Here is a 20,503-nt window from a genome sequence, read left to right on the forward strand (position 1 = left end):
TGCTGGTTAGAATGCTGCAACCTGTTATTGATCTGATCGGAAGTCTCTATTCTCATGCTTACACTCCCTGAACTGCAAGCCGTTATCCAGGATAATGTTACGACTGCCTTGCAGGAGGATGTCGGCGATGGTGATATTACGGCAGAGCTGGTGCCTGAATCACATCAGGCAACGGCACGGGTGATTACTCGCGAAGCAGCGGTTATTTGTGGTGTCGCCTGGGTTAATGAGGTTTTTCGTCAGGTCGACAGCCGGGTGCAATTGAACTGGCAGGTGGCTGACGGGGATCAGGTAGCCGCCAATACTGAACTGCTGCGCTTGCAGGGTCCGGCACGCGCTCTGTTAACCGGTGAGCGTGCGGCACTGAACTTTTTGCAGACACTCTCTGGAACCGCGACAGTGAGCGCACACTATGCCGCCCGGGTTGCCAGTACTCCGGTGAAACTGCTGGATACCCGGAAAACCTTGCCAGGACTGCGTCTGGCACAAAAGTACGCCGTCAGTTGCGGTGGTTGCTATAACCATCGAATCGGTTTGTTTGATGCGTTTTTGATCAAGGAAAACCATCTGATGGCCTGTGGTGGCATCACGCCAGCTATTCAGGCAGCACACCGTAACCATCCGGGCAAACCGGTGGAAGTGGAGGTGGAAACCTTTGAGCAACTGCAGGAGGCATTGCAGGCCGGTGCAGACATTATCATGCTGGATAATTTTACACCGGAGCAGATGCGTGATGCGGTGGCGCTGACGGCAGGTCGTGCTCAACTGGAGGCCTCCGGAAATATTACTGATGAGACCCTGCTGGACTATGCCTCGACCGGCGTCGATTATATTTCGATAGGTGCGCTGACCAAGCATTGTCGGGCGATTGATCTGTCGATGCGAATCACCCTCTGATTTTGGCTGCCTGAAGGTTACATAACCCGGTTTGTGCTGAGGTATTTAAAGCTTGCCTCCGGTCCTGTGCCGTCAGCATAGAGGGTGACTCCGGAGCGCAAACAGATTGACAGCTGCTGGTGCGAGGCTTCTGTCTCTGCGGGTAGCAGATGATTCACGGCCGCTTTTTCTTCCAGCAGCTCCTGCTCGGTATGCTTCATCATTTTCTGACTGAATGCATTCAGGTCCAGTCCTTTGACGATCTGGTAGCGGCCATAATTGCAGCGTACCGGGAAGGAATAGAAAATCCCCTTTTCAATACCATAGCTGCCATCACTGATAATCCCCATGCTCACCACCTGTCCTGGTGGAGTGCCGAGCGTCCAGTCACGCATATGGTGAATAATTGCCTGGGCCGCAGACGCCGCACTGGACACGCCACGGGCATCGATAATCTGGCTGCCGCGGGTTTGTACCTTGGGAATGAACTCTTGTTGATACCATTCCTGATCAATCTGCTCCATGACCGGTTGTCCCAGTACACTGGCGTGGTAGAGGTCAGGAAACTGGGTGGGCGAGTGGTTACCCCAGATGATAATGCCATCAATATCCAGTGGATTTGCACCGGTGTGGTTGGCCAGAATGCCTTTGGCCCGATTGTGATCAAGCCGGGTCAGTGCCGTAAACTGCGAAGGCGATAGTTTCGGCGCGTTACGACTGGCAATCAGTGCATTGGTGTTCGCCGGATTACCCACTACCAGGACCTTTACATCGCGGTTGGCATGATCGTTCAGTGCTTTCCCCTGGCGGGTGAAAATTTCTGCATTCACTTCCAGCAGATCGCGTCGTTCCATACCGGGCCCACGCGGGCGAGCCCCGATCAATAAGGCATAGTGTGCATTGTTGAAACCTTCTTCAACATTATCGTGCAACGTAATGGTATGCAGTAAGGGAAACGCACAGTCTTCCAGCTCCATGGCCAGACCACGCAGCGCTTCCATGCGTTCGGGCATTTCGATCAATTGCAGAATAACGGGCTGATCATCACCCATCATGCTGCCATCGGCGATCTGGAAAAGCAGGCTGTTACTGATGGCACCAGCGGCACCGGTGATAGCAATACGAACAGGGCGTCTCATATAAGGCTCTCTTTATTGTTGTGGTGACTTAAGTCTGCAGAATACTAGACTAAAGTCTATTGAATATAAATCCCTGCTAATGTTGCTGGTGGAAATAGACTATCCCTGTATGGCACCAACCGGATCATGACTCATATCAACTTATCACGGCAGTTGAACTGCTATGCTTGCCCAAATTTTTGGAGGTACGCATGGAGTTGGTCTGTCCTGCCGGAAATCTTCCGGCACTGAAAAAAGCAGTTGATGAAGGCGCGGATGCCGTCTATTTCGGTTTTCAGAATGCCACCAATGCCCGTCAGTTTATTGGCCTGAATTTTACCGACAAACGTGCAAATGAAGGGATTGAGTACGCCCAAAGCCGGGGTTGCAAGGTGTTTTGTGCGATCAATACCTATCCTCAGCCGAATGGTTGGCGGGAGTGGACCGCCGCTGTTGATCAGGCTGCCAGCCTGGGGGTGGATGCTCTGATTCTGGCGGATATGGGGCTGCTGGATTATGCGGCACAAACCCATCCGGATCTGTCACGCCATCTGTCTGTACAGGGTTCGGCGACCAGTCATGCCGCCCTGCGTTTTTACCAGCAGCAGTTTGGCATCAAACGTGCGGTCTTGCCGCGGGTACTGTCTATCAGTCAGGTCGAGGATCTGGCGCGTCAAAGCCCGGTTGAGCTGGAAGTCTTTGCCTTTGGCAGTCTGTGTATCATGGCGGAAGGGCGCTGTTACCTCTCTTCATACCTGACGGATGAGTCCCCCAATACCCGGGGTGCCTGTTCACCAGCCAAAGCCGTGCGCTGGCTGGAAACCGATCAGGGGCTGGAGGCGCGTCTCAATGGTGTGCTGATTGATCGTTTTCAGGCTGGAGAGAAAGCGGGTTATCCAACCCTTTGCAAGGGCCGCTTTGCCGTTGGCGATGAAACCTATCATGCACTGGAAGAGCCGGTCAGCCTGTCAACGCTGGATCTGTTGCCGAAGCTGAAAGCGCTGGGTATTTCAGCTGTGAAGATCGAAGGGCGTCAGCGCAGTCCGGCCTATGTTGCTCAGGTCACACGTGTCTGGCGTCAGGCAGTGGATGCGGCAGGTGCTGCTGAGCCGGATTCGGTGCGCATGCAGGCCTGGGCTGCGCAGCTCAGTCAACTCTCCGAGGGCAGTTTGACGACTCTGGGTGCTTATCACCGCAAGTGGAAATAGGAACATATGATGCAGTTATCTTTAGGCCCATTACTCTATTACTGGCCTGCTGAGCAGGTGGATGCCTTTTATCAACAGGCGGCTGAATGGCCTGTTGAAGTTGTGCATCTGGGAGAAACGGTTTGCTCACGCCGCCGGGAACTCAAGCTGGATGACTGGGAGCGTATCGGTAAACACTTGGTGGCTTCCGGTAAGCAGGTGGTGTTGTCGACGCAGGCGTTGATTGAATCGGAAGCCGATCTTAAACAGTTACGCCGTTTGCTGGATCTGGCTGCAGAGCAGGGCTGGCAGGTTGAGGCCAATGATCAGAGTGCACTGTATTATCTGACCGAGGCTGAGCTGCCTTTTACGACCGGACCTTCACTGAACATATACAATCTCAGAACCCTGTCGAACCTGTCCGCTCTGGGTCTGCAACGCTGGTGTTTGCCGGTGGAGTTAAGCCGGGAGACGCTGGCAGATCTGCAGCAGGGAATTGCAGAGCAGCAACTGGATCTGGAGACTGAGGTGTTTGCTTACGGGCACCTGCCTCTGGCCTGGTCATCGCGCTGTTTTACGGCACGCTATCATGACTTGCCCAAGGACCGTTGTGGATTTGTCTGCCAGCAGTATGCTGCCGGTTTACCGATGCGTACCCAGGAATCACGGGATGTGTTTGTACTGAATGGCATTCAGACGCTGTCTGGTGCCTGCTGCAATCTGCTTGATCAGTTACCCTTAATGCGTCGTCATGGGGTTCAGGTAGTGCGTCTGAGTCCACAGGCCGAAGGGATGGCAGCGGTGGTCAGTCAGTTCGACCGGATGCGTTCAGGTGAGTTGCCATTGGGGCAGGAAATCCCGCTGCATGCGCAGCAGGATTGTAACGGTTACTGGTTTGGACGTCCGGGCATGGACCGGGTTAACCCACTGATGGACTAAAGGGCCTCACTGCGCTGGGTAAACGCTGGCGCAGTGCCTCAAGTTGCAACAACAGCGTACCGATACGGGAGTCCGCCAGTGACCACTCCAGGCTGTCGAGCAGATTACGCACGCCCAGTCCCAGTTCAGTGTCGCCTTCCAGTACCAGTTTGCGTTGAAAGAACAGGCCATCCGCATCGGCTTGCTGGCGCGCCAGTTGGATAAAGGTCTCCAGGTCGCCACTGATAGTTACTTCACCTGTCTGTTGGCTGAGGCGCAGCTGCTCATTTTCCAGCGTGAGTGTCAGCTGTATCTGCAGATCCCGCAGTCGAAGCGTGATAAAGCGCTCTGCCAGCAGGTCAAACTCACCTTCACGGATATAGCGGCCAAACAGCTGATTCAGTTGCGGCTCTACCAGTTGGCATTTCAACGACCAGGGCACCCAGCGGTCCAGGCGTCGGAGCATGGGAGCAGGGGAGGGTAAGCGATCCGTTAACAACTTCAGCATGGCGGTTCCTCATCCGGGATATTCAGAGATGTCTAGGGTAAACGCCTCAGTGCATGACTGTGTTGATACGGATCAATCCGGCGTTACTGTGTGTCATCATAATGAATGACGGACAGCAACCGAATCGGCACCTCAATCAGGGCTTCAGGTCCATGTGGGACTTCAGCATCAAATGACAGGCTGTCACCGGGACCCATTTCATATAGGTGGTTGCCGTGCCGATAGAGAATGCGACCTTCCAGCAGGTAGATAAATTCCTGTCCGGGATGTGAGAAGGTTGGAAATACCTCTGATGCATCGTCCATGGTGATCAGGAAAGGCTCGTAGCTTTTCTTTTTACCACGCTGATAGCTGAGCAGTTGATAGGTGTGGCCTTTCTCGGTTCCACGACGTACCACTTCCATGCCTTCGCCCGAGCGTGTCAACTGGGCACCGCCTTCTGGACGGTCATAGTCACTGAACAGGGTGGAGATCGTCAGGCCGATGGCATCACATAAACGGCTCAGTGTATCCAGACTGGTAGAGACCTGGGCATTTTCGATTTTACTGACCATCCCCTGACTGAGTCCGGCAATACGGGCAACGTCGATGATCTTGAGTCCCTGTTCCACGCGTTTGCGCTTCACTTTCATGCCGATGTACTGCTCCAGGCGCAGTTTGGGGTCGTGTAAGTCCTGCATGTCTGTTTTCCTTTGGTGCAATTCAAGGTCAACACGCCCTGTTTGAGTGCGTTTTGATCCAGTCATAGTGAGCCCGGAGTGCGTGCTGTTGAGTGCTAAATATTTCCTTCCAGTATATAAAAATTATCATAAATAATAATTTCAGTCATTTAGCACGCTTTTAGGCAATTCATGCGCTCAATCTGCAGAAGCTGGCAAGCTTGTTGCTTTACTTAAAAGAAAATAACTTTCTTAAAAGTAAACGGATGGTTCGCGATGATGAAAAGCACTAGTCAGCGAAAGGGCTTTAAACAAGAGTTTACACCGATTAGCAAAGGTTTGGGTATGGCTGATCATTCGGTCATGCCTGCGTCAGTGGTTCTGTCTGCATTGCATCTGACCGGGAGAGCATCATGCCTTGGCGTTTGCTGAAACATGGCTTCAAATCCAGCCATGATGAACCACGCTTTTTCCCCGAGACCAAACCTTTAAAAAACCATTATGACGTGGTCATTATCGGTGGTGGTGGTCATGGCATGGCCTGCGCCTACTACCTGGCCAAAGAACATGGCATTACCAATGTGGCGGTACTGGAACAGGGGTACATAGGTGGCGGGAATACGGGCCGTAACACCACCATCGTGCGTTCCAACTACCTCACGCCGGAAGGGGTGAAGTTCTACGATACCAGCGTCAAGCTGTTTGAAGATCTGGCAGATGATTTTGATCTGAATATTTTCTACTCGACACGCGGTCATTTCACCCTGGCGCATACCGACAGTGCTCTGCGGACCATGCGTTGGCGTGCCGAAGTGAATAAGCAGTTGGGGGTTGCCAGCGAAGTGGTGGACCGTCAGCAGATTGCCAGCGAAGTCCCGTATATGGATCTTGAGTGTGGTGGACAGAGCCCGGTGATGGGCGCGCTCTACCACGCACCGGGCGCGGTTGCCCGACATGATGCGGTTGCATGGGGCTATGCTCGCGGAGCCTATAACCGTGGCGTGGAGATACATCAGAAAACCCGCGTGACTGCGATACGCACTCAGTCGGGTCGGGTCTGCGGTGTTGACACCAATCGTGGTTCGATCAGTTGTCATCAGGTGGTGTCGATGGTAGCAGGCTCAACACCGCGTATCACTGAAATGGTCGGCATCCGTACGCCGATAGAAATCTTCCCGCTCCAGGCCTGTGTCACCGAGCCAGTAAAGCCTTTCATGGATACCATCGTGGTCTCCGGCAGTCTGCATGTCTATGTCAGCCAGTCTTCACGTGGTGAGTTGGTCATGGGGGCATCGGTGGACCCGGCGGTACTGCACTCCACCCGTTCCAGCTTCGACTTTACCGAAGGTCTGGCCGACAAAATGCTGGATCTGTTTCCGTTTGTCAGTCGTCTCAAAGTGATGCGCCAGTGGGCTGGCATGAGTGATATCACGCCTGATTTTGCACCGATTATGGGGAAAACGCCGTTGCAGGGCTTCTATCTGGATGCTGGATGGGGCACCTGGGGCTTCAAGGCGACGCCGGTCAGTGGCAAAACCCTCGCCTGGACCCTGGCCAATGACCGCAATCATGAGTTGATCGAACCCTTCCGCCTGTCCCGTTTTGCTGACTTTGATCTGGTCGGCGAGAAGGGTGCGGCATCGGTAGGACATTGAGGAGTCTGACATGAAATTACTGGATTGTCCGGTGATAGGCGCCCGTCCCATCAGTGAATTTGACTACATGGGTGAAGTTCGGGTACCGCCGTTTGAAGCGGATGAAGCGGCCTGGAGTGACTATGTATTCAACCGCAATGGTGCTCCGGGTGTGTTGAGAGAGTGGTGGTATCACCGTCCTAGCGGACGTTGGTATGTCCTGATGCGTGACACCCTGACTGACCGTGTTGTCGGTCATGTCGATCTGGCTGAGGTACGTTATGAGCTCCCGTCTTAATCCCCAACCCCTGGAGTGGATCGATCGCTCCGAACAGATCACGTTTACGCTGGAAGGCAAGTCCTATAAAGCGTTCAAAGGTGATTGTGTGACATCGGCTCTGCTGGCATCTGGCCGCCAGTTGCTGGGCCGCAGTTTCAAATACCATCGTCCAAGAGGTGTGCTGAGTCTTGCCAATCATGATGTCAATGCACTGTTTCAGTCGGAGTCACATCCCAATCTGCGAGGTGATGTGACTCAGGTGACTGAGGGGCTGACTCTGCGTCCCTGTAATGTTCAGGGCAGCCTCGATCATGATCGAGACAGCTGGATTGGGCATCTGTCCCGCTTTATGCCAGTGGGGTTCTACTACAAGGCTTTCCATAAGCCGCGTCGCCTGTTTCCTGTGTGGGAAAAACTGATTCGGCGTAAAGCCGGTCTGGGTGAAGTCAATACTCAATGGACCGTCGAGCGTCAGCCAAAATCATACGTCTATGCCGATCTGCTGGTCATTGGCGGGGGCGCCAGTGGTATGCAGGCAGCCCTCAGTGCAGCACAGGCGGGTCTGGATGTGGTGCTGGTTGACGAGAACCCGCATCTTGGCGGCAGTCTGGATTATCAACTGGTCAATGAGACGGCCGCGGCGGGTCACCGTGAGCGGCTTAAATCCGCAGTGCACCAGAACCCAGGGATTCGTGTACTGTGTTCAACCCTGGCCTGTGGCTGGTATACCGACCATTACCTGCCGCTGCTGACACCCACCGGCATTATCAAGCTGCGCAGCCGTGCTGTGATTCATGCGGGTGGTGTGATGGAACAGCCTGCTGTGTTTCGTCATAACGATTTACCAGGTGTGATGTTGGCATCCGCTGCCCAGCGCCTGATCAGTCGTTATGCAATCAAACCGGGCAAGCGTGCAGTGGTCCTGACGGCTAATGACGAAGGCTACCGTGCGGCGCTGGATCTTCAGACCGCAGGTGTAGAGCTGGTTGCAGTCATAGATATGGGCGCGCTGAGCAGCCGGGGTGAGTGGGCACGCAAGCTGGTCGACCTGGGTGTGCCGGTCTGGCAACAGAGTTGTGTCTATGAAGCCTGTGGGGCGACCCGGCTGGAGCAGGTGGTACTGGCTCCCTGGCACCAGGGTGAATGTGACCTGAGCCGCACGGAAACACTCGCGTGCGACCTGCTGTTGATGAGTACGGGCTGGTCGTCCGCAGCTCAGCTGGTCTACCAGGCCGGAGGGAAACTGAGTTATCAGCCCGGGCTGGAGCAATTGCTGCCAAGTCATTTACCTGATGGCATCTTTGTCTGTGGTCGCCTCAACGGTGCCTATACTCTGGAACAGCGTCTGGCCGATGCCCGGGCGGCAGCGGAGGAGGCGGTTGCCTGGTTGGCAGGAACGCCAATTTCCCGTGATCTGGCAGCCTGCCGCGATGATCAACCTCATAGCCATCCCTGGCCTATTGTTGAGCATCCCAAGGGCAAAAACTTCATCGATTTTGACGAAGATTTGCAGCTCCGTGACCTGATCCATGCGATGCAGGAGGGGTTTGACAATATTGAATTGCTCAAGCGCTTCTCGACAGTCGGTATGGGACCTAGCCAGGGCAAACACGCCAACATGAATGCCATTCGGGTGCTGGCACGTTATCAGGGTGTCAGTATCGACGCGGCTGGCTCAACGACCGCGCGGCCATTTTTTCATCCGGTTCCTGTTGCCGCGCTGGCCGGACGGCGCTTTCGTCCGCAACGACTCACCGCGCTGCATCAGCAGCATCAGCAGTCAGGTGCGCAGTTCATGGAAGCGGGTGTCTGGCTGCGCCCGGAGTACTATGGTCCAGCTGAGCAGCGGCGAAGCAGTATTCAGGCAGAAGTACAGGCAGTCAGAGAGGCGCTGGGTATTATCGATGTCTCGACACTGGGCAAGATCGAAGTGATGGGGCCGGATGCCGCGAGACTGCTGGATTGTGCATACACCATGAAAATGTCGACTCTGGCAGTGGGTATGACCCGCTATGCCCTGATGGTGGATGATTCAGGAGTCATCGTCGATGACGGCATTGTCGGGCGCATCTGTGATGATCGCTTCTACGTTACTGCCACCACCAGCCATGCTGATGCCACCTTCAAACAGCTGTCAAAACTGATTCAGTGTGCCGGTCTGAATGTACGTCTGGTCAATCGTACCGGTTCCCTTGCGGCGATCAATCTGGCGGGTCCTCACAGTCGACGTGTATTGCAGTCGTTGACCGATATCGATCTGGATGACGCTGTATTTCCTTATCTGGGCATGCGTGAAGGTCAGCTCTGTGGCTATCCGGTACGTCTGATCCGGGTGGGTTTTGTCGGTGAGCTGGGATATGAGATTCACCTGCCTCACTCGGCTGCGGTAACGGTCTGGCAAGCCTTGATGCAGGCCGGATCATCCGTCGGCATTCGTCCTTTTGGTGTCGAGGCGCAGCGTATTCTGCGATTGGAAAAAGGACACCTCATCGTCGGTCAGGACACCGATGGACTGACCAATCCTTATGAAGCAGGTATGGCCTGGGCTGTGCCGCTGAAAAGCAAAGTCTGGTTTACCGGCAAACCTTCTCTGGCACTGCTGCAGTCACGCTGCCAGCGGCGCCTTGTAGGCCTCCGTCTGGCACCGGGTACACCTCAGGATCAGGTCAAGGAGTGCCATCTAATTATGGCCGCAGAGGCGATGGTCGGGCGTGTTACCAGTGTCGCGTTCAGTCCGTCACTGGGCGTAGTGATTGCGCTGGCCATGCTGGATCTGCCATTGGCAGATACGGCTGAGCAGGTGGAAATTCAGGTGGATGACGGGCAGCGCATTCAGGCGCAGCTGACCAGTCTGCCCTTTTATGACCCGGACGGTGCCCGTCAACGAGTCAATCTTGAGGAGGTGGCCTGATGACTCAGCTGAATTTTGAGCGCCTGGCGGATTGGCAGGGTTGGATTATGACCGGTCCGGACAGCACGTCTGCGCTGACCGGCGCAGGACTGCCTGTCCCTGATGGGCCTTTGTCTGCACTTCAGGCCGATGCTGCGATTGTGGCACGGACTGGCCGTGATGAATTTATGGTGTTTATGCCCAGCGGCGGTAGCGCTCCGGTGGGTGAGTGGTGCTTTCAGCGCCATGACACGATTTTCCGCTTGTCCGGGGCTGACTGGTTGGCGGTGATGGCACAGCTGTGCCAGTTCGATTTTCGTCAGATGCGTCCGGGAGATTGGCAGATGTTGGCTGTTGCCGGCATCAATTGCTGGCTATACGCCCCTGCTGACCGCCCCGACACCCTGTTGCTGGGCTGTGATCCTGGATTCAGTGCTTATCTGGCACACACTTTTGAGGCCGTCATCAACGATGTTGGCCAGACTTCTGTTGACCGAGGAGATGTATGATGTTGCCGACCGATGTTCAGAGCTTTATCAGCGAACACAAGATCAAGTATGTGTTGGCTCAGTTTGTTGATATCCATGGTGTGGCCAAGACCAAATCCGTTCCTGTGCATACCCTGATGGATGTGGTTGAAAAAGGAGCCGGTTTTGCAGGCTTTGCGGTTTGGGGAATGGGCATGCAGCCACATGGTCCGGATTTTATGGCTCGTGGTGACCTGAATACCCTGAGCGCGGTGCCCTGGCAGCCGGGTTATGCACGTCTTGCCTGCGATGGCTATGTGAATGATAAGCCGCATCCTTTCTGCAGCCGTGTACTGTTAAAACAGCAGTTGCAGCGTCTGGAGCAGCGAGGCTGGACCTTGAATACCGGTCTGGAACCGGAGTTCTCGCTGTTTCGCAAAACGCCCGAAGGAAAACTGATGCCGGTGGACGAAAGTGATGTACTGGACAAACCCTGTTATGACTACAAGGGGCTGTCTCGTTCTCGCGAATTTCTGGAACAATTGGTCGAATCTTTGCAGGCAGTTGATTTCGATGTGTATCAGATCGACCACGAAGATGCTAACGGTCAGTTTGAAATCAATTATACCTACAGTGATGCCTTGACCTCTGCAGATCGCTTTACGTTCGTGCGTATGGCGGCGGGTGAAATTGCTAACAAGCTGGGTATGGTCTGTTCCTTCATGCCGAAGCCGGATTCCAGTCGAACCGGCAACGGTATGCATTTCCATCTGTCGATCAGCGACGCGCAGGGACGCAACCTGTTCCATGATGCATCTGATAGCAGTGGCATGGGATTATCCAAGCTGGCGTATCACTTCATTGCAGGTCTGCTGCACCACGCTCCGGCGCTCTGTGCTTTTGCCGCACCTACCGTCAACTCCTACAAACGCCTGGTCGTTGGACGGTCACTGTCAGGTTCGACCTGGGCGCCTGCCTACATCTGTTATGGCGACAACAATCGTTCTGCCATGGTTCGTATTCCCTATGGCCGACTGGAGTTTCGCCTGCCCGATTCCGGCTGCAACCCCTACCTGGTACATGCTGCATTGATTGCTGCGGGTCTGGATGGTATCGAGCGCGAACTGGACCCGGGCGAGCCACATAACATTAACCTCTATGAACTTGATCGTCAGCAGTGTCTGGAACAGGGCATCGGCGTGCTGCCACAAAACCTGGATGAAGCGATCAATGCACTGGAAGCGAACCCTATGTTCAGCGAGGCCCTGGGAGCCGACTTTGTCCAGGAGTTTATCAATATCAAGCGGATGGAGTGGGTAGAGTACAGCCGCCATGTCTCCGACTGGGAACTGAAACAGTACGCTGAATTTTTCTGATCAGGTTGAATGAGGATAACACCATGTGTGGAATTGTAGGGCTTTACCTGAAAAATCCGGCCCTGGAGGCACGGTTGGGTGAGCTGTTTGAACCCATGTTGATCGCCATGACGGACCGCGGGCCTGACAGTGCCGGGTTTGCTATCTATGGCGATGAAGTTGCCGAACAGAGTATCAAGCTGACCCTGCGTCATCCGGATACAGAATTTGACTGGGAAGACTTGGCTGAACAGGCCAAAACCGGTCTGAGTGCCAGTCTGGAGTGGTTCCAGAACGCCAATGTTGCGGTGTTCAAACTGGCGGCTGACGAGAGTGCTGCGCGGCAATGGTTTGCTGAACATGCACCTGATGTGCTGATTCTCAGTATTGGTCGTTCCATTGAGATCCTCAAAGAGGTGGGCCTGCCAGTGGAGATTGCCGAGCGTTTCTCACTGGCGTCGATGCAGGGCACACACATTATTGGTCACACCCGTATGGCGACTGAATCAGCGGTCACCATGGAAGGCAGTCATCCCTTTTCAACAGGTATGGATTTGTGTCTGGTGCATAACGGTTCACTGTCTAACCACAATCGTTTGCGTGAAGCGCTGCGACGCGAGGGGATCAGTTTTGAAACCGAAAATGATTCTGAAGTGGCTGCCGGTTACCTCACCTGGCGGTTACGCCAGGGGGATACGCTGAAACAGGCCCTGGAAAGTGCGTTACAGGACCTGGATGGCTTTTTTACCTTCACCATAGGCACGCGTAACGGTTTTGCCGTGATTCGTGACCCGATTGCCTGTAAGCCGGCGGTACTGGCTGAAACGGAAGACTATGTTGCGATGGCATCGGAATATCAGGCATTGACCAGTCTGCCGGGTATTGAGAAGGCCCGTGTCTGGGAACCTGAACCCGCCACCGTTTATGCCTGGGAACGTCAGGGTCAGTAAGGAGCTGATGATGAAAACAGTTGATTTAAGCAAGACCAGTGTACGTGAACTGAATCAGGCACTGCATGACCAGGCGCAGACATGTACCGAGCGCGAATGGCAGGTGCTGCAACCTGCAGGCAAGCACAATCTGGTGTGTGGTCTGGACCAGAACCTGTCCATCGATATTCAGGGTCATGCCGGTTACTACTGTGCCGGTATGAACAAGAAAGCCCATGTCGTGGTACATGGCAATGTTGGACAGGGCGTGGCCGAGAACATGATGTCTGGCAGTGTCCGGGTCAAAGGTGATGCCTCTCAGTCCGCCGGTGCCACCGCACATGGTGGATTGCTGGTGATTGAAGGCAATGCAGCGGCGCGCTGCGGTATCTCAATGAAAGGTGTGGATATCGTGGTGCAGGGTAATGTCGGTCATATGAGCTGCTTTATGGGGCAGGCCGGTACGCTGGTGGTCTGTGGTGATGCCGGTGATGCACTGGGGGACTCGCTCTATGAGGTACACATCTATGTCAAAGGGCAGGTGAAATCCCTGGGAGCAGATTGTGTTGAGAAAGAGATGCGCGATGAGCATCTGCAAGAGCTGGCTGCACTGCTGAATCGGGCGGGAGTGAATGAAGACCCAGCTCAGTTCCGCCGTTATGGCTCAGCACGTGAACTCTACAACTTTAAAGTCGATAACGCAGCGGCTTACTGAGGACTTCATCATGAGTGATATTAATGTAAAACCCGGATTGCGTGAGTCTGCAACCTTCGATCGTCATACCATTGCCGAAATACAGCGTGCAGCGGATACCGGTATTTATGATATTCGCGGCTTCGGGGCCAAACGCCGCTTGCCGCATTTCGATGACCTGCTGTTTCTCGGGGCCAGTATGTCCCGCTATCCTCTGGAGGGTTATCGTGAGAAGTGCAACACTCAGGTCACCCTGGGTACCCGTTTTGCGAAAAAACCGATCGTCATCGAAACGCCTGTCACCATCGCGGGTATGAGTTTTGGAGCGCTATCTGCCAATGCCAAGGAAGCACTGGGGCGTGGAGCGTCAGCTGTAGGCACCTCAACCACCACCGGGGATGGCGGGATGACGCCAGAAGAGCGCGGTCAGTCGAGTAAGCTGGTGTATCAATACTTGCCGTCTCGCTATGGCATGAACCCGGATGATCTTCGCAAGGCGGACGCCATTGAAGTGGTGCTGGGGCAGGGGGCCAAACCAGGTGGTGGCGGTATGCTGCTGGGGCAGAAAATAACGGATCGTGTTGCCATGATGCGAACCCTGCCAAAAGGCGTCGACCAGCGTTCCGCTTGCCGCCATCCTGATTGGACGGGGCCGGATGATCTGGCTATCAAGATCCAGGAATTACGTGAGATCACTGACTGGCAGGTACCAATTTATATCAAGATTGGTGCGACACGCACCTATTATGATGTCAAGCTGGCAGTCAAGGCTGGCGCTGATGTGATTGTGCTGGATGGTATGCAGGGAGGGACCGCTGCTACCCAGGATGTGTTTATCGAGCATGTCGGTATTCCGACCATGGCGGCAATCCCCCAGGCGGTACAGGCCCTGCAGGAAATGGGGATGCACCGCAAGGTACAGCTGATCGTTTCAGGTGGCATACGCAATGGTGCGGACGTAGCCAAATGTATGGCGCTGGGTGCCGATGCTGTTGCCATCGGAACTGCTGCGCTGGTTGCACTGGGATGTAATCATCCGAAATGGCAGGCCGACTATGAGAAGATTGGCTCTGCGGCGGGCTATTACGATGACTATCATGAGGGCAAGGACCCGGCGGGTATCTCCACTCAAGACCCTGAGCTGATGAGCCGTCTGGATCCTGAAGAGGCCGGACGTCGACTGGCCAACTATCTGCGGGTGCTGACACTGGAGGCTCAAACGCTGGCGCGTGCCTGTGGCAAAAATGACCTGCGTAATCTGGAGCCGGAAGATCTGGTCGCGCTGACCGTTGAAGCCGCCGCCATGGCACGCGTGCCGCTGGCAGGCACGCAATGGATTCCCGGACAGGGATTCTGACCTGTCTGGACTCTTTCAAAACACCGGCTACAGGCCGGTGTTTTTGCATCTGCACAATTAAATGACACTGAAGCACATTCCTGGTGCAAGCGTGCTCATGATGTCTGTTTGTCTCAGAGTTTTTATATTCTAATTATTTGATTTTAATAAGCTAATAATATATTGGCATGATTATTTCATACCGTTAATTGTTTATTAAAAAGAAATTTAATTTCTCAAAAGTTAACTTGTAAGGGTGGTGACGATGCAGAGCAATCACGCACAGAACACTGGAGGGGTTTGGCATGGATAGTATGATTCTGGAACTGGGCTATGCCCTGGATACCTTTTATTTTCTCATGTGTACCGCACTGGTGATGTGGATGGCGGCGGGTTTTGCCATGCTCGAAGCGGGTCTGGTGCGCAGCAAAAATACGGTGGAAATTCTGAACAAGAATGTGCTGCTGTATGGCGTGGCCTGTACAGTTTATCTGTTTGTCGGCTACAACATCATGTATCCGGGTAGCCCGGTCAGCAGCGTGATTCCAGGTATCGACTTCCTGCTGGGAGGTGATAACTCTGTCGACGATGTGGTCATGGGCGGCGAGGATGCTCCCTATTACTCCAACATGGCTGATTTTATTTTCCAGGCTGTGTTTGCAGCTGCGACCATGTCAATTGTCTCCGGGGCCGTTGCTGAACGTATGCGTCTGTGGCCATTCCTGGTCTTTGCTGTGTTCATGGTCAGTGTTATTTATCCGGTATCCGGTTATTGGAAATGGGGTGGTGGCTTTCTGGACGAACTGGGCTTCCAGGATTTTGCCGGATCCATTGTGGTACATGCAGCGGGTGCCTCTGCCGCGTTGGCAGCCGTGATTCTGGTGGGTGCACGTAAAGGAAAATATGGCCCGAATGGAGAGGTCAGAGCGATTCCGGGCGCCAACTTGCCAATGGCAACGCTGGGTATGTTCATTCTCTGGATGGGCTGGTTCGGTTTCAACGGTGGTTCAGAGCTGAAAATAGCCAATGTTGAAGAGGCTAATGCTGTGGCCCAGATCTTCGTCAACACCAATGCGGCAGCAGCGGCCGGTGCCGTGGTGGCAGCCCTGTTTGCCCGCATGCTGTTTGGCAAAACAGATATTACCATGACCATTAACGGTGCGTTGGCCGGACTGGTGTCGATTACCGCTGAACCTCTGCTGCCTGGTGCCGGGTTGGCTGTTTTGATCGGCGCTGTTGGCGGTATCGTGGTGGTGCTGTCGGTGCTGATGCTGGACAAGCTGAAGCTGGATGACCCTGTTGGCGCTATCTCTGTACATGGTACTGCGGGTATCTGGGGGATTTTTGCGGTGCTGTTGAGTAATCCGGATGCCACCTTCATGGGGCAGCTGATCGGTACTCTGGTGATTATTGCCTGGATGTTTGCTGCCAGTATGATCGTGCTGGTGATTCTGAATAAAGTGATGCCGCTGCGTGTCAGTGAAGAGGAAGAGATGGACGGTATGGATATCCACGAATGTGGCATGCTGGCCTATCCGGAATTTGGTCCGGCCTCTCAGGCATCTGAAATGCACTCGGGTGGTGATTCTGGACAGAGTCCTTCGCGAGTCAACCCGGTTTCCAAGGCGGCTACCTCCTAGTCGTCATGTGAAACAAGCCCTCCATCAAAGGCCCGTGAGGGCCTTTTTCGTTCAGGGTCTGAGGCATGGACATTTTTATCAACTGTGTCTATTATTGTCAGAATTTCATACGGTATCTGTGGGAATATAAACGCTATATTTGTTTAAAAATTAAATTTATTCAATGTGTTAGTGTTTGTTAAGAAAAAATATTAAAACAATAAATCGCCTGTTCATGCTGAGCTGAAAAGCACTATTGTATAAAAAGGATGGAACATACTCATGAGCATACAGGCCCCTGAAGGACAGCTGATCACCTCCGCCCGGGAGATTCGGCAGATGTTGGTGAAATTAAGTGAAACGGCAACGCCGATCACTATTCAGCCTCAGGATTCCGAGAATCGACTGACGACCTATCTGGCATCTATCCAGAGTGAACAGGGGATCATGTGTTTTGATATGCCCTTGCCCCAACAGCGTCATGTGTTGCTGAAAAACCGTAACTTGACACTCACCACTCGCTTGAATGGTTGCCTGTTAACGCTGAGTGATGTGCGCCTGTCACCGATCGAAGACGTTGCTGCTGAAGCCGGGTTTCAGGCAGCTATACCCAGCCAGCTACATTTTCTGCAGCGTCGGCGTTCCTTTCGTGCTCCGGTGCGTCCGTTGCTGGATATCTTTGCCAGTCTGCCTTTTGTGGATGAGTTACCGGTCACCGGGTTATTAAAAGACTTGTCTGCCGAAGGTTGTCGCATTGAACTCAGTGGTGATCGTCAGGCTGACTTCAGTCAGTTGTCTGAACCCTTGCCACTAACGCTCAGTTTCCCCGACAGCAGTAGCTTCAATGCCAATCTACGGATTATGCGCAGCCACTACGACCCGGTAAAACAACGTACTGATCTGGGATGCAGTTTCGAGTCGCTGCAAACGGTGCAGCAACAGCAGTTGACCCGTCTCGTGGCTGATCTGCAGCGGGATTACATCAACCATCTGCGTCATGGTGGGCATCCTTCCGGTACACCTGCAGTGTTTGTACCGTCTGAACATCGCGTTATGGCAGGGCAGGCGATTAAATCTTCCCCGCCGCCTGCTGAGTCTGTCAAACCGGTGCCGACTCCGGTTGATTCTATGCCCATCGATATTCGGCGTGCTCATCAGTCAGCTATCAGCGCGATCAAGGGCATGATTGTAGCATTGCGCAGTGCCAAAACACTGCCGCTGGATCAGGCGGAAGAAGCCGCTCAACATCTGCTGCAGGCCTGGCGGCAAGATCGTCAGGGCATTTTGCTGTTAAGCCGATTGCGAGACGCAGACACCTATCTGTTTCAGCATTCGGTAAGCTTTGCACTGAGTCTGGTGGACACTCTGGCTACCCAGTATGGCGATCAGCTGAAACCTGCCTTGCTGGAACAACTGATGCTGGGGGGGCTGTTCCATGAGCTGTCACGCGCTCTGTTACCGGGCGGCATTCAACAGACGGATCTTGAGGGTGAGCCGGAACAACGGTCCATCTGGATGGAACAGCAGCTACAGTTGATTGAGACGCTGTCACATGGCTCCCGCTTGAGTGTGGAAGCGATTCATTTGGTTCGTGACAGCCATGAACGCCTGGATGGCAGCGGTTTATTACAGCGGGGGGATGCGCAGCTGAACCGTGTCAGTCGCTTGGCAGCAACACTGTATGCACTGGAGCGCTTGAGTCAGTGCTGGTACAACTGCGACTGGCATTACCACCCGCTACGCGCGTTCAAAATGGTGGCAGAGCGCACCGCTGAGTTCCATGCACCCAGTGTGCGCCTGATCCTGAAACAGCAGGGCAAGTATCCGCTGGGGTCTGCCGTACAGTTGAACAATCAGATGCTGGGGTTGGTGATGCGCCAGGATGAACAACGTCAGCCCACACATCTGCGTTTAGTATACAACCTCAAATTCAACAGTCTGATCCCCCCGAAAGATCTGTGTCTCACCGATCAGCCGGGGCTGTATATTGAGCGTCCGGTCAATCCTCTGCGTTTCGAAATAGGCGCGTCCTTGCTGAAAATGCCGCTGCGTGACGCGCGCTGATACAGAGAAAATGCGGCAGTGATGATCAGCTGCGGGTCTGGACAGCTCCCGGCAGTCCTTTGATGACAGCCTGAGCTACACCGGCAGCAATCACGGCTTTAACCAGATCGCCGGGGATGAAGACCGCCATGATCAGCGTTGCATCCAGCCAGTCGCGCCCCGAAATCAGTTTGAAGCCGGTAATGCCAAACAGGTAAAGGACCAGGATGCCGCCAAAAATAGCGGCACAGAGGCTGGCCGGAAAGACCGGCAGGCGTTTCAGCCACAAGGCCATATAGCCGGTGGCAAATGCGGCGAATGGAAAGCCTATGGCAAAACCGGCTGTTGGACCGACAAATACACCAAGTCCGCCGCGTCCTCCGGCAAGCAGAGGGGCACCGAGTGCGACGACAAACATAAACAGTGCCATTGCCAGTGCGCCGCGCCAGGGGCCAAGCATAATACCCGCCAGCATCACCCCCAGGGTTTGCGCCGTGATCGGAATACCCGTCACAAACGGGATGGGAGGAATCAGTCCCAAAGCCGCGATCAGTGCGGCATAGAGTGCGATCTGTACCAGAGATTTGTCTTTGCTCATCTAAATGAACCTTTTTGGTGGAGTTGATCTTGTGTCAGTGGGCTGGATATGCCGCCCCGTGCGGCCAGGGCTTCAGCAACGCTATCCGACAGACGGATGGACTGAATGGTGAGTGGAATGACCAGTCGCCAGAGTTTGCGTCCGCCGCCACGTGCTTTCCATGCATCCAGAAGATGATTGACAACAGCCATCAGGACCGGAATAAAACGTATCAGTAAGGTGACGGCAAACGCGATACGGCGTGTCTCAATCTTCAGCAGGCGCAAAGGCGCAAAGAGTGGCATTACGGCGTCCATCATGTCGTCCATGCGTGTGGTCAGGGTAATCAGGTTTGCCAGCAGTATCAGTGTGAGCATACGCATGACCAGAAGAGCTGCTGGCGCGAAACCAACACTCCACCACTGCAACAGAAAAATCAGGGCGAAAAGAGGCAGCAGGGTCTTCAGGGCAAGGAGCTGACGCAGTGCCGCATAACCCACGGTTGCATAAGCCAACAGCGTGGCAATGAGGAAAAGCAGTAATACACTGGGCTGTTCTACCGGATAGAGCAATAGACTGATGGCGGCCAGAAACAGCAATTTGATCCCGGCAGACAGCCGGTGTAACCAGCTCTTTTGAGCGATATAGAGGCTGATCATAATGTCTGCAGCCTTCTGGCAGCCGCCTGATAGGCCGGAAGCACCTGATCCGGTGGCCCATCCTGAAATACCTGTCCCTGTTCAAGCCAGATAATCCGTTCAAATGTCTCTAAGGTGTCCAGTTCATGGCTGATCATCAGTAGCTGCTGCGGCAGTTGCGATAACAGGTCCATTAGTTGATAACGCGTGGGCAGATCAAGTGCAGAAAAGGGTTCGTCCAGAATCATCACGCCGGGCTGCATCAATAGCACTGAGAGGATACACACCAGTTGTTTTTGCCCATCTGACAGGCTGTGCACGGCCTTGTCTGCCCAGTCGGAGCGCTGGTGTTTGGCCAGAATATCGGCCACCTGTTGCCGGGCCTCTTTTTTCGACACGCCCTGATTCATCAACCCAAAGCTGAGCTCTTCTTCGACAGTCGGAAAAATAATCTGATGATCCGGATTCTGAAAAATAAAACCAACGTGCGCCGACATTTTCTCAGGACCCGAGCGGGGACTGCGGCCATGTACATCTATGTTGCCGGAATCCGGTTGCAACAGTCCATTAATCAAACGTACCAGAGAGCTTTTACCCGAACCGTTATGACCTATCAGACCAATACGGCGTTCATTTAGCTGAAGGCAGAGGTCATGTAACACGGGGTGAGCATTGCGGCTCAGTGATACCTGATCAAATACAATGGAACCGGAAGCAGAGAATTCAGACGACATAACCGGGCGGTCTTTAAAAAATGCTAATAGTAGCTTAATCT

General features: G+C 54.0%; 19 protein-coding genes. 13 read left to right on the forward strand and 6 right to left on the reverse strand.

Annotation, left to right across the window (positions count from 1 at the left end; translation table 11 throughout):
- Positions 1–54: 54 nt before the first annotated feature.
- Positions 55–897 carry a carboxylating nicotinate-nucleotide diphosphorylase gene (gene nadC, locus ADINL_RS05995; protein ID WP_036544858.1) on the forward strand — a complete coding sequence of 281 codons (843 nt, stop codon included), beginning with the start codon at positions 55–57 and terminating at the stop codon, positions 895–897.
- A gap of 17 nt (positions 898–914) precedes the next feature.
- Here the strand turns inward: nadC and ADINL_RS06000 are convergent, their stop codons facing one another.
- Complete coding sequence (locus ADINL_RS06000; protein WP_036544860.1) at positions 915–2,015, reverse strand: malate dehydrogenase; 1,101 nt, start codon at positions 2,013–2,015, stop codon at positions 915–917.
- A gap of 191 nt (positions 2,016–2,206) precedes the next feature.
- Between ADINL_RS06000 and ubiU the strand changes: the two genes are divergently transcribed.
- Positions 2,207–3,202 carry a ubiquinone anaerobic biosynthesis protein UbiU gene (ubiU, locus tag ADINL_RS06005; RefSeq protein ID WP_036544862.1) on the forward strand — a complete coding sequence of 332 codons (996 nt, stop codon included), beginning with the start codon at positions 2,207–2,209 and terminating at the stop codon, positions 3,200–3,202.
- A gap of 9 nt (positions 3,203–3,211) precedes the next feature.
- On the forward strand, positions 3,212–4,120 hold the full coding sequence (locus ADINL_RS06010) for a U32 family peptidase (RefSeq protein ID WP_204368200.1): 909 nt from the start codon (positions 3,212–3,214) through the stop codon (positions 4,118–4,120).
- Here the strand turns inward: ADINL_RS06010 and ubiT are convergent.
- Entirely contained in the window at positions 4,101–4,607 is a 507-nt protein-coding gene (gene ubiT / locus ADINL_RS06015; RefSeq protein WP_051632597.1) for a ubiquinone anaerobic biosynthesis accessory factor UbiT, read from the reverse strand. The genes ADINL_RS06010 and ubiT overlap by 20 nt on opposite strands.
- Before the next feature lie 83 nt (positions 4,608–4,690).
- Positions 4,691–5,287, reverse strand: coding sequence for a helix-turn-helix domain-containing protein (locus ADINL_RS06020; RefSeq protein ID WP_036544866.1), 597 nt, complete (start codon positions 5,285–5,287; stop codon positions 4,691–4,693).
- Positions 5,288–5,679: 392 nt separating this feature from the next.
- On the opposite strand from ADINL_RS06020, the gene ADINL_RS06025 reads away from it, so the two are divergent.
- The 10 genes from ADINL_RS06025 to ADINL_RS06070 all read left to right on the forward strand — a co-directional run bounded on the left by ADINL_RS06025 (position 5,680) and on the right by ADINL_RS06070 (position 18,534).
- Positions 5,680–6,921 carry an FAD-dependent oxidoreductase gene (locus ADINL_RS06025; protein WP_036544868.1) on the forward strand — a complete coding sequence of 414 codons (1,242 nt, stop codon included), beginning with the start codon at positions 5,680–5,682 and terminating at the stop codon, positions 6,919–6,921.
- A 10-nt stretch (positions 6,922–6,931) separates the two neighbouring features.
- A complete protein-coding gene (locus tag ADINL_RS06030) occupies positions 6,932–7,198 on the forward strand; it encodes a sarcosine oxidase subunit delta (protein WP_036544870.1) in 267 nt (88 codons plus the stop codon).
- Entirely contained in the window at positions 7,182–10,091 is a 2,910-nt protein-coding gene (locus ADINL_RS06035; protein WP_036544874.1) for a glycine cleavage T C-terminal barrel domain-containing protein, read from the forward strand. Before ADINL_RS06030 ends, ADINL_RS06035 begins: the two co-directional genes overlap by 17 nt.
- Positions 10,091–10,579 (forward strand): hypothetical protein, encoded by a 489-nt coding sequence (locus tag ADINL_RS06040; protein WP_036544876.1) that lies wholly within the window; start codon positions 10,091–10,093, stop codon positions 10,577–10,579. Before ADINL_RS06035 ends, ADINL_RS06040 begins: the two co-directional genes overlap by 1 nt.
- Positions 10,579–11,913 (forward strand): type III glutamate--ammonia ligase, encoded by a 1,335-nt coding sequence (gene glnT / locus ADINL_RS06045; protein ID WP_036544878.1) that lies wholly within the window; start codon positions 10,579–10,581, stop codon positions 11,911–11,913. The genes ADINL_RS06040 and glnT overlap by 1 nt, the downstream gene beginning before the upstream one ends.
- Before the next feature lie 23 nt (positions 11,914–11,936).
- A complete protein-coding gene (locus ADINL_RS06050; RefSeq protein ID WP_036544881.1) occupies positions 11,937–12,842 on the forward strand; it encodes a class II glutamine amidotransferase in 906 nt (301 codons plus the stop codon).
- Between the two features lie 10 nt (positions 12,843–12,852).
- On the forward strand, positions 12,853–13,536 hold the full coding sequence (locus ADINL_RS06055) for a GltB/FmdC/FwdC-like GXGXG domain-containing protein (protein WP_036544883.1): 684 nt from the start codon (positions 12,853–12,855) through the stop codon (positions 13,534–13,536).
- A gap of 10 nt (positions 13,537–13,546) precedes the next feature.
- Positions 13,547–14,872, forward strand: coding sequence for an FMN-binding glutamate synthase family protein (locus tag ADINL_RS06060; protein WP_193364958.1), 1,326 nt, complete (start codon positions 13,547–13,549; stop codon positions 14,870–14,872).
- Positions 14,873–15,156: 284 nt separating this feature from the next.
- Positions 15,157–16,491 carry an ammonium transporter gene (locus tag ADINL_RS06065; RefSeq protein ID WP_036544885.1) on the forward strand — a complete coding sequence of 445 codons (1,335 nt, stop codon included), beginning with the start codon at positions 15,157–15,159 and terminating at the stop codon, positions 16,489–16,491.
- 261 nt (positions 16,492–16,752) lie between these two features.
- Positions 16,753–18,534 carry a PilZ domain-containing protein gene (locus ADINL_RS06070; protein ID WP_036544887.1) on the forward strand — a complete coding sequence of 594 codons (1,782 nt, stop codon included), beginning with the start codon at positions 16,753–16,755 and terminating at the stop codon, positions 18,532–18,534.
- Positions 18,535–18,559: 25 nt separating this feature from the next.
- Here ADINL_RS06070 and ADINL_RS06075 read toward each other — a convergent pair whose 3' ends face one another.
- The 3 genes from ADINL_RS06075 to ADINL_RS06085 are packed head-to-tail and all read right to left on the reverse strand — an operon-like array spanning position 18,560 to position 20,462.
- Positions 18,560–19,111, reverse strand: coding sequence for a biotin transporter BioY (locus ADINL_RS06075; RefSeq protein WP_036544889.1), 552 nt, complete (start codon positions 19,109–19,111; stop codon positions 18,560–18,562).
- The gene (locus ADINL_RS06080; RefSeq protein ID WP_036544891.1) at positions 19,108–19,749 is read right to left on the reverse strand and encodes an energy-coupling factor transporter transmembrane component T family protein; all 642 of its coding nucleotides are present in this window, start codon (positions 19,747–19,749) and stop codon (positions 19,108–19,110) included. Before ADINL_RS06080 ends, ADINL_RS06075 begins: the two co-directional genes overlap by 4 nt.
- Positions 19,746–20,462 carry an energy-coupling factor ABC transporter ATP-binding protein gene (locus ADINL_RS06085; RefSeq protein ID WP_051632598.1) on the reverse strand — a complete coding sequence of 239 codons (717 nt, stop codon included), beginning with the start codon at positions 20,460–20,462 and terminating at the stop codon, positions 19,746–19,748. Before ADINL_RS06085 ends, ADINL_RS06080 begins: the two co-directional genes overlap by 4 nt.
- Positions 20,463–20,503 lie beyond the last annotated feature (41 nt).

The organism is Nitrincola lacisaponensis, assembly GCF_000691225.1.
Classification (GTDB): domain Bacteria; phylum Pseudomonadota; class Gammaproteobacteria; order Pseudomonadales; family Balneatricaceae; genus Nitrincola; species Nitrincola lacisaponensis.